Here is a 9,932-nt window from a genome sequence, read left to right as displayed (position 1 = left end):
TTTGGCACAATTTAAATCAACACATTTTTGAAAAATGATTTCCGTGAACGTATTCTCGTGACAGCCGGTTTCCCGAAACAGGCTCGAAACATTTTTGAAATGAGGCAGGGTGCCGGTTTCGGTGCCCTGCTTTTTTTGCCTGAAATCGAATGAAATTCAAGGGGAAAGCGTAATATTTTTAAGTGAAATCCCGATTCGGCGGCGAATGTTTTGAAAAATGATTAAAGATAGAAAAAAACCGGAAAAGCACTTGCGGATTTGTGTGAAATGTGCTAAAATAGACAGTGGAGTTGCGGAGAACCTTTTGCAGGATTACAACAAAGCAAGGAATTTTTCCGCAGGACGGGGAAGAAATTTTTCCGCAGGACGGGGTAGGAACGCATGAAACAGGAATGCTTGAAATGGCTGATGCGGGGCGGAACTACGGTTCTGCTGGCAGGTGCTGTGGGGCTGCTGCTTTGGCAGGGGACACGGCACGTTTCCGAAAGGGAACTTTCCGCCCGACCCCAGCGGCTGGCTGCTGCAACGGTGGAAACTACGGGCACGGAAGCAACTGTTTCTGCCGCGGAAACCACTCTGCACACCGGCACCCGCCGGACGAAAACGGCTTCTGCCAAGCGTGCCGGACAGGCTTTCCAAGAAACCCGGACGGCTCCGGAAAGCACCACGCCGGCAGCCGAAACCGTGACCTTTCCGCTGGAACTGAACGCGGCTTCGGCGGCGGAACTGGAACAGTTGCCCCATATCGGGGCGGTGCTGGCGGAACGCATCACGGTATACCGCGACCAGATCGGCGGGTTCTCCAATCGGGAACAGCTTCTGGAGGTGGAGGGCATCGGCGAGGCGACCTTGTACGAAATTTATGATCTGCTCTATCTGGAATACGAAACGTTTCCCGAACCGGAGCCGGAACCGAAACCGGCAGGAGCTCCCGCACCAGCGGCAGCACCGCAGCCGGCAGAAACGGCTCCGCCTGCAACAGAACCACCGGCGGCAGCTGCACCGGCAGTGACGTTCCCGCTGGATCTGAATCAGGCGACGGCGGCGGAACTGGAACAGATTCCCGGGATGCAGCCGGAACTGGCGGAGAAGATCGTGGCGTTTCGGCAGCAGATTCAGGCGTTTTCGTCGGTATATGAACTGCTCTACGTGGACGGCATGACGGAGGCGTATTTCGTGCAGCTTCGGGACTATGTGCAAATTACCGAGGAACTTGCCCAGTAGCCGCACTTTTTTGAGGAAACTCGACATTTTAACCAGTTTGTAACCTTTTACAGAAATGTTCGAAATACTTGGCGGATTGCACAAAAAAATCAACTGATTTTTGTACCGTATCACTGAAAAAAATGAAAGAACGGTATAAGGCATTGACATTTGTTTCGAATTGTTGTATATTAGGCTTATCACAAGAAATGTTCCCTAGGCGTGTTTTGTGCACTTTTATGGGAACAGGGCATGCCGCGGCGGAGAAACTCCGGCGGGCGGCATGGTATCGTTTTTTATTGTTTATTGCACTGCTGTACCAAACCGGCACAACGTGTGATATATATATTTAAGGAGGAAATTTCCAATGAACAAGTTGAAAAGAACACTGGCTCTGATGGCTGCTCTGGCTATGACTGCAACTGCATTCGTAGGATGCGGCGGCAATGACAGCTCCAGCACTTCTGAGTCTAAGGCTGAGTCTTCTGCTGAAGACAGCAGCGAAGCAGATGCAGATTCCGCTGAAGATTCTACCGCTGAAGAAGAATCTTCTGTTGAGTCCGCAGCTGGCTACACCAACGTTGATGTTCCGGCTCTGGGCGAACCGGACGGCTCCCTGAAGGACGGCGGCGACAAGCTGACAATCCTGTGCTGGAACGATGATGACCTGAAGTACATGTACGACATCGTTGCTGATGCAACCGGCATGGACAAGAGCATGATCAACTACAAGAACGTTGGTTCTAACGGTACTGATGCTAACGAACAGTACGCACAGGTATTCCTGTCTGGCGACGACGTTGACCTGTACTTCTGCGACGCTGACTGGAACATGGCTTATCAGAACAACGATGAGTATTCTGCTCCGCTGTCTGCAGTAGGTATCTCTGAAGACATGTATGCAAATGCTTATGACTACACTGTAGCCATGGGCAAGGACAAGAACGGCGTCCTGAAGGGTGCTTCTTGGCAGGCTGCAGCAGGCGGCTATGCATACCGTGCAGATCTGGCTGAAGAATATCTGGGCGTAACTTCTCCGGAAGATATGCAGGCACAGGTCGGCAGCTGGGATGACTTCTGGAAGACCGCAGCTACCGTATATGAGAAGTCTGGCAACACCACTGCTATGGCTGACTCTCTGGGCGGCGTATGGAGAGCTTACTCCAACGGTAACAGAACCAAGTCTTGGGTAAACGACGGCAAGCTGGATCCTTCTTCCGTAGGTGATTTCATCTCTATGGCGAAGGAGAACTTCGACAAGGGTTACATCTCTGGTGCAACTCAGTGGAGTGATGACTGGCTCCCGCAGGGTCAGTCTGACGGTGCTCAGGCTAACAAGACCTTCGGTTTCTTCTTCCCGACTTGGGCAATCGCTAAGGGCGGTTCTCTGGAACAGGCTGAAGGCGGCGAAGGCGGCTCTACATACGGCAAGTATGCACTGTGCGAAGGCCCGACATCCTGGTTCTGGGGCGGCACATGGATCTGCGTATATCCGAAGACCGATAACGCTAAGGAAGCTGGCCAGTTCATCTACACTATGACTGCTGATGCAGATGCAATGCAGAAGTATGTAGACGTTCGTGGTGACTTCGTAAACAACAAGGGCGTAATGTCTGCTACAACTGAAGCTGGCACAAACAGCAACCCGCTGTTCGGTGGTCAGGATCAGTTCCAGATCCTGTTCAACTCTGCTGACAAGATCGACATGAGCATTGCTTCTGAGTATGATGCAAAGATCAACACTGACCTGCAGAACGCAGTTCAGGATTACTGCAATGGCGTAACCGCTTCTGAGGATGACTGCCTGAACGCATTCCTGGATGCAATTGCAGCTGATGTAACTGACATCACTGTTGAATAAGCTTCGGCTTCTCAACGCTTTTTGAATGATTGAACGTACAGCCTATAGGATAATTGCGTCCTATAGGCGTATGTTTATCTTTTCTCTTACTATTCTACTGAATTTTTGAAAGGGTGTGTGCAAATGGCATCCGCTGCACAACGTCGTATTAAGTCGATTAGCTATGCGAAATATGGCTATATGTTCATTGCCCCGTTCTTTCTTGTGTATTGTTTCTTCCAGATCTGGCCGCTGATCCAGACCTTTATCCTGAGCTTTCAGGGTAACGGTGCAGATGCGGGCACATTTGTCGGCTTCGACAACTATGCTACCATTCTGTTCGGTTCCGGTGAAGGAATGGGTCGTCGTGCAAAGGCAATGCAGGAGCTGTTTTTGACTTCGTTCAAAAACACGATCATTCTGTGGTTTGGTAACTTTATTCCGCAGATCCTGCTGTCCCTGTTGCTGGCGGTTTGGTTTACCGATTCGAAACTGCACATTCCGGGCGTGGGCTTCTTTAAAGTTGTTATGTATCTGCCGAACATCATTACTGCAGTATCTGTTGCAGCACTGTTCATGCGCTTTATTTCCAACAGCCAGCTGTCCGCAGTCAACACACTGCTGCTGAATGCAGGCAACGATGCGGTAAGCTTCGAAGCATCTGCTGTTTGGAGCCGCGGCATCGTTATGTTTATTCAGACGTGGCTGTGGTTTGGTAATACCATGATCATGATGATGTCTGGTATCATGGGTATCAACCCCTCTCTGTTCGAAGCTGCTGCAATCGATGGTGCTTCCAGTGGTCAGGTGCTCCGCAAGGTGACCCTGCCGCTGCTGCGACCGATGGTTGTTTATACCCTGATCACTTCCATGATCGGTGGTTTGCAGATGTTCGATATTCCGTATCTGTATCACACAGGTGCAGGTAAAATCAACGCAAACCTGCGTACCGTTGCGGTATTCGTTTATGAACAGTTCCGTGCCGGTGCAAAGGTTCACCAGCCTGACTACGGCATTGCCGGTGCCGCTTCCGTAATTCTGTTTATCATCACTGCGGCTCTGGGTATTCTCGTATTCCGTATGAACCGTGATGAAGACGAGCATCGGAAGAAGCAGGAGCGTAAGGCTCTGGTCAAGGAATACAAGAAACAGCAGAAGCTGGCTAAGAATGGAGGTCTGGGTGCATAATGGAAAACGTTGGTGTTAAGGACAATTACATTCTGGTGCAAAGACTGAAATCGGCTGGCTGCTTCATTGTCTGCGTTCTGCTGGCACTGATCTGTCTGGTTCCGCTGTACATCATGATCATGAACGCAACCCACGGGGACGCTGCTCTGCGTGCTCAACCGTTGCAGTTCCTGCCGGGCGGTGACTTGATGACCAATATCAAGAATATTGCCGGTGGTGAATTTCCGCAGTCCCCGAACTTTAACGTTTGGCTGGGCTACCGGAACTCCCTGATTATTGCAGGCTGTACCACAATTCTGACCGTATTCTTCTCCGCACTGACCTCTTATGGTCTGACCGTTTACGATTTCAAGATCCGTGACGGTGCATATACGTTTATTCTGGCAGTTATGATGATCCCGATTCAGGTTACATCTACCGGTTTCGTAAAGTTCATGGTAGGTACTCTGGGTCTGGCAAACAGCTACATTCCGCTGATCATTCCTGCAATCGCAGCACCTGCCGTTGTATTCTATATGCGTCAGTATATGAAGTCTTCCTTCCCGCTGGACATCGTAGAGGCTGCCCGTATCGACGGAAGCGGCGAGTTCCGCACCTTCCTGACCATTGCAATTCCGATGTGCAAACCGGCAATTGCAGTACAGGCGATCTTCGCGTTCGTACAGAACTGGAACAACTTCTATACACAGAATATGATCATCATTTCCAATGAAAAGCGTTTCACAATGCCGATCATGATCCAGAGCGTTCTGGGTCAGGATAAGCACCCTGATCTGGGTGCACAGTACGCTGCAGTTGCACTGTCTGTTATCCCGATCATTGTGATCTACCTGATTCTGTCCAGATTCATCGTTGCTGGTGTAGCACTGGGCGGCGTAAAGGAATAATCGCATTTCAAATTGTTGTTCATAGAAAGAGCCATTGCCTTCGGGCAGTGGCTCTTTTGTGTTATGGCATGTCACCCTGCGGCGGCAAGATGCAGCATATCAAAAAAACGCCTCTCCGGCAAGTACACCGGAGGGGCGTTTTTGATATAGAGGATTGAGATTACTTCTGTTTCATTTCTGCTGCACGCAGGGTGTTTTTCATCAGCATGGTAATGGTCATCGGTCCCACGCCGCCGGGAACCGGTGTGATATAGCTTGCCTTGGGTTCCACTTCGGCGAATTCCACGTCACCGCAAAGCTTGCCGTTTTCGTCGTGGTTCATGCCCACGTCGATCACGATCGCACCCTCTTTCACCATGTCCGCGGTGATGAAGTGTGCCTTTCCCACGGCACTGACCAGAATGTCTGCCGATGCACAAACCTCCTTGAGGTTCTTGGTGTGGGAGTGACAAATGGTAACAGTTGCGTTCCGGTGGAGCAGCAGCATTGCCATGGGCTTGCCCACGATGTTGCTTCTGCCGACAACCACGCAGTTCTTGCCGTCGATCTCCACGCCGGTGCTGTCAATGAGTTCCATGACACCCGCCGGTGTGCAGGGGAGGAAGTCGTAGTCGCCGATCATGATCTTGCCCACGTTTATGGGGTGGAATGCGTCCACATCTTTCAGCGGGGAAATGGTCTTGATGACCAGCTGTTCATCGAGGTGATCCGGCAGCGGCATCTGTACCAGAATGCCGTGTACCTTGTTGTCCTTGTTCAGCACGCCGATCAGATCCAGCAGCTGTTCTTCCGTTGCGTTTTCGTTCAGCTTATACTCGAATGCGTGAAAGCCCACTTCCTCGCAGGCTCTCTGCTTGTTGCGAACATAGATCTGCGATGCCGGATCATTGCCCACCAGAATCACGGCAAGCCCCGGCTGAATACCGCGGTCCTCCCGCAGCTGCTGTGCCTGTTCCCGAATTTTCTGGCGAATCTGGGTGGAAACTTCCTTTCCCGAAATCAGTTTTGCCATGGTTATTTACTCCTTTTCTGTTTGGTTGGTATCAGTTTCTGCTGGTGTTTCGTCCGATTCTGAAGAATCTGTCGTATCTGTTTCTGCCACTTCGTCTGTCGAAGCGGTGTCCTCGTTGGTGTCGTCCTCCGGCTCTTTCACAAATTTGGCAGCCTCATATTCTGCCAGCATCTGCTTGGATTCGTTGGTGTCCTTGTACATGCGGTAGTCCACGCCCATGCGTTTCACTTTGGTGCCAATTGCGATTTGCAGAATTATGGAAATCACCACGCAGGTGATCGCCAGTATCTGGGACACGCGGACGTTGCCGATTACCAGACTGTCCGTCCGCAGGCTCTCCACCACGGCACGCTCTGCACCGTACCAGCAGATATAGATCAGAAAGATCTGTCCGTCATACCGGCGAATTTTCTTGGCAAAAATCGCCAGCAGCACAAAGCCCAGCAGGCACCACAGGGATTCGTACAGGAAGCAGGGGTGTACCGGCTGAGAAGCGTCCAGCGTGGTGCCGAAGTTGGCAAAGTAGGTGGTAGAGGGGTACTGGTCGGTGATCCACTCCTGAATCCGTCCGCCGGACATGCCGAACAGGCTGTCGGTGTTGCAGCCGAACGCCTCCTGATTGAAGAAGTTGCCCCAGCGGCCGATGCCCTGTCCCAGCAGGAACCCGATGCCCACGATGTCCAGCAGGGGGAGAAACTTCACCTTGCGGATCTTTGCCACCAGAAAGCCCACCAGCAGACTGCCGATGATGCCGCCGTAAATGGCAAGCCCGCCGCCGCGAATGTTGAAAATGCTTTTCCAGTCGCCGGCGTAATCGCTCCAGTTCAGCAGCACGTAGTAGGCACGGGCACCTACCACGCCGCCGATGATGCCGCCGATGATGCAGTCCAGCACGCGGTCCGGATTCAGCCCGTACTTTTTCACTTGGGTGAACGCGTAGATCATTGCCAGCACCAGTCCCAGCGTGATGAGAATGCCGTACCATTGAATGTCCAGCCCGCCGATCGAAAAGGCGGTGCTGTTGACGTGGAGATCGATGCCCAGCTTTGGGAAAACGATCTCGTTGTAGTCCAGTGTCCCGATTGTTTCAGTTGCCATATGTTTTCGGCTCCTTTGGATTATTCTGCCGGCGTGATGACAGACAGGCTCATGCGGCGGACATCGACTTCTTCCCGCAGGAAGCGGTTGCAGTCGTCCAGTGTCATTTCAGACAGCACCTGCATGGGGTCGTACAGTCCGCAGCCAGCCATGTGAGCTGCTACCAGCGTGTTGGTGACGGCGGAAACATTGCCCAGCTTCCGCACCAGTTCTCCGTAGGCGGACTTTTTGGACTCGTTGAACATGACCTCGTCCAGCCCGTTTTTCTGTGCGTCCAGAATTGCCGCGGTGACCTTTTCCCGCACCGCCTGCGGGTCGCGGGATTCGCCGCCGAAGATCATGGTAAAGAACCCGTCGCCGTTAAAGACCTCGCTGGAGAAACTATCGTTGACCAGTCCGCTTTGCAGCATTTCCTGATACAGGGGAGAGGAACTGCCGGATAAGGTCTGCATGGTGATGTCCGCCAGCATTTCCGCACGGAGATTGTCCAGTCCCTGCCGCGGCTGGCACTTGATGCCCAGATTGAACAGCGGCTGTCCCACTGCGGCAGATTCCACCGTTTCCTCCCGTACAATGTCCAGTGTTTCCTCCGGAAAGACGGTTTCCAGCTTCTGGTCTTCGCAGGGCTTCAGCAGCCGGTCGGCAACCTCCAGCACCTCGTCCACCGTGCACTTTCCGGCAACTGCCAGTACCATGTTGTGGAGGTTGTAGAACGTGCGGTAGCAGCGGTACAGCAGATCGTCTGTAATTTCCGCAATGCTCTCAATGGTGCCGGCGATGTCGATGCGAACCGGATGCTTCTGGTACAGACCGCACAGCATGTTGAAGAATACCCGCCAGCCGGGGTCGTCGTCGCACATGCGGATCTCCTGCCCGATAATGCCCTGTTCCTTGGCAACGCTTTCCGGCGTGAAATACGGCGACTGGACAAAGGAGAGCAGGATCTCCAGCGAAGCCTTGAAGTTGTCGGAGCAGCTAAAGAAATAGCAGGTCTTGTCGAACGAGGTGAACGCGTTGGCGTTGGCACCAGTCTTGGCGTACAGGTCGAACACATCGCAGTCCTCGTTCTCGAACAGCTTGTGTTCCAGGAAGTGGGCGATGCCCTCCGGCACGGTGCAGTAGTCCTTGTCCGCCGCGGTCTTGAACTGGGTGTTGATCGAGCCGTACTTTGTGCCGAACATGGCTTCGGTGGTGCTGTAGCCCTCCATTTCGCAGACTAAGATCTCCAGTCCGCTTTTGTGGTGGATATGGGTGTACTTGTCACCGGTCTGGGGGGAAACGATCGTCTTTTTCGTGGTTTCTGCCATGTTATTCCGCCTCCTGTTCTTTGCATTCCATAATATAAACGGTATCCGGCTGCATGGACTTTGCCGCCGCGATGATGTCCTCCCTGGTGACCTGACGGTAACGTTCTTCTTCCTCCGCCGGTGTCAGCTTGGTGCCGCGGCAGAACTGCCCGAAATACCATGCAATATAGCTGCTGGCAGTATCGCCCACACCGCAGAGGGTGTTGTGAATGGTCATCATGGTGCTGTGCATTTCCTCGTCCGAAATGTCGCCGCTGCAAATGGCTTCCAGCTGTGCCGCAATGGCAGTTTCGGCAGTTTCCAGATTCTCGGTTTCAATGCCGCTGTCCACCTGCATGAACGACTTGCACTCGTTGAAGTTTGCCGCACAGTAGTAGCAAAGGCTCATCTTTTCCCGCACGTTGGCGAACAGCTTGGAACTGGGTGTACCGCCGAGGAGCATCGTCATCATTTTCAGGGCATACCGGTCGGTATAGCTGGTTTTCCAGCCCATGACCATTTTGCACTGGTTGACCGGCAGGGCTTCCCGCACGGTGACAGGCTCCGGCTTGCAGGGGCTGGGGGAAAGGAACGAAACGGGAACCGGCTTCCGGTCGGCAATGGCAGCGAAAGCCTGCCGCAGGGTGTCCGCCAGCTGGGGAACAGCTTCCGGTCCCACAAAGTAGATCTCGATCTGTGCCGTCCGGAGCAGCTGCTGAAATGCTTCGTAAGCAGCCTTCGGAGTCATGGCTTCGGCAGATTCGCGGGTGCCGTAGCAGGAAAACGCAGCCGGTTCGCCGGCGAATGCGGTCTTGTGGGTTTGAGAAATGGCGTACTGCCGCTTCTCGTTGACTTCCGCATCAATGCAGTCCAGCAGGTTGGTCTGCTGAATGCGGAACTCGGTTTCGTCAAATGCACCGTCTGTCACATTCGGCTCAAAAATGCAGCCCAGCAGGATCTGGGTGAGTTCCGAAAAGACAGCTTCGTGTTCCAGAGCATAGCGGTCAGCAATGGAAGAAGTCCGCAGAGTGATGACCTGTACATCACCCATTTTGGAAATGCTGCAACTGAGATCTGCCCCGTACAGCATGTGCAGCTTGCGGTTCATGATCGCGTTGGAGGGATAGGCTTTGCTGCTGGAGGCGATCAGAGAACCGCCCAGTCCGCAGGCAGCTGCGTTTTTCTCCGACAAAGGCTGGAGGAATTGGATCCGCAGCGAGTTGGTTTTGAGTTTGGGATCCAGAATTTCAGAAAATGCAATGGCATCTGAAAGCGGGATACGTTGATAACTGGTTGTCATAACATCGTCCTTTCTCAAGGCAGTCCGGAAAAGGGACTGCCCGCACGAATATCAGAACCTGCCATAGGCGGGTTTCGGAGCGTGTTTTTATGGCAATACCGCACAAAGATTGTGCGAC

Annotated in this window: 8 protein-coding genes; 4 read left to right on the top strand and 4 right to left on the bottom strand. The window is 52.9% G+C overall.

Annotated features, from left to right (window positions below):
* Nucleotides 1-381 precede the first annotated feature (381 nt).
* The 4 genes from RUMCAL_RS14785 (at nucleotide 382) to RUMCAL_RS11070 (ending at nucleotide 5,118) form a co-directional block, all read left to right on the top strand.
* A complete protein-coding gene (locus RUMCAL_RS14785; RefSeq protein WP_021682965.1) occupies nucleotides 382-1,224 on the top strand; it encodes a ComEA family DNA-binding protein in 843 nt (280 codons plus the stop codon).
* 346 nt (nucleotides 1,225-1,570) lie between these two features.
* The gene (locus RUMCAL_RS11080) at nucleotides 1,571-3,064 is read left to right on the top strand and encodes a hypothetical protein (RefSeq protein ID WP_021682963.1); all 1,494 of its coding nucleotides are present in this window, start codon (nucleotides 1,571-1,573) and stop codon (nucleotides 3,062-3,064) included.
* A gap of 123 nt (nucleotides 3,065-3,187) precedes the next feature.
* Nucleotides 3,188-4,231, top strand: coding sequence for a carbohydrate ABC transporter permease (locus tag RUMCAL_RS11075; protein WP_021682962.1), 1,044 nt, complete (start codon nucleotides 3,188-3,190; stop codon nucleotides 4,229-4,231).
* On the top strand, nucleotides 4,231-5,118 hold the full coding sequence (locus tag RUMCAL_RS11070; RefSeq protein ID WP_021682961.1) for a carbohydrate ABC transporter permease: 888 nt from the start codon (nucleotides 4,231-4,233) through the stop codon (nucleotides 5,116-5,118). The genes RUMCAL_RS11075 and RUMCAL_RS11070 overlap by 1 nt, the downstream gene beginning before the upstream one ends.
* 160 nt (nucleotides 5,119-5,278) lie before the next feature.
* Here the strand turns inward: RUMCAL_RS11070 and folD are convergent, their stop codons facing one another.
* Genes folD through yfmF form a run of 4 tightly spaced genes read right to left on the bottom strand, consistent with a single transcriptional unit; the run spans nucleotide 5,279 to nucleotide 9,814 of the window.
* Nucleotides 5,279-6,130 (bottom strand): bifunctional methylenetetrahydrofolate dehydrogenase/methenyltetrahydrofolate cyclohydrolase FolD, encoded by an 852-nt coding sequence (gene folD, locus RUMCAL_RS11065; protein WP_021682959.1) that lies wholly within the window; start codon nucleotides 6,128-6,130, stop codon nucleotides 5,279-5,281.
* A gap of 6 nt (nucleotides 6,131-6,136) precedes the next feature.
* Nucleotides 6,137-7,228, bottom strand: coding sequence for a prolipoprotein diacylglyceryl transferase (gene lgt / locus RUMCAL_RS11060; protein ID WP_021682958.1), 1,092 nt, complete (start codon nucleotides 7,226-7,228; stop codon nucleotides 6,137-6,139).
* Between the two features lie 20 nt (nucleotides 7,229-7,248).
* Nucleotides 7,249-8,535, bottom strand: a complete 1,287-nt coding sequence (yfmH, locus tag RUMCAL_RS11055) for an EF-P 5-aminopentanol modification-associated protein YfmH (RefSeq protein ID WP_021682957.1) — start codon at nucleotides 8,533-8,535, stop codon at nucleotides 7,249-7,251.
* Between the two features lies 1 nt (nucleotide 8,536).
* Nucleotides 8,537-9,814 carry an EF-P 5-aminopentanol modification-associated protein YfmF gene (yfmF, locus tag RUMCAL_RS11050; protein WP_021682956.1) on the bottom strand — a complete coding sequence of 426 codons (1,278 nt, stop codon included), beginning with the start codon at nucleotides 9,812-9,814 and terminating at the stop codon, nucleotides 8,537-8,539.
* Nucleotides 9,815-9,932 lie beyond the last annotated feature (118 nt).

Source organism: Ruminococcus callidus ATCC 27760 (assembly GCF_000468015.1).
GTDB classification, from domain to species: Bacteria; Bacillota; Clostridia; order Oscillospirales; family Ruminococcaceae; genus Ruminococcus_C; species Ruminococcus_C callidus.
The sequence above is the reverse complement of the archived record's forward strand: the minus strand, read 5'-3'. Positions and strand labels throughout refer to the sequence as shown.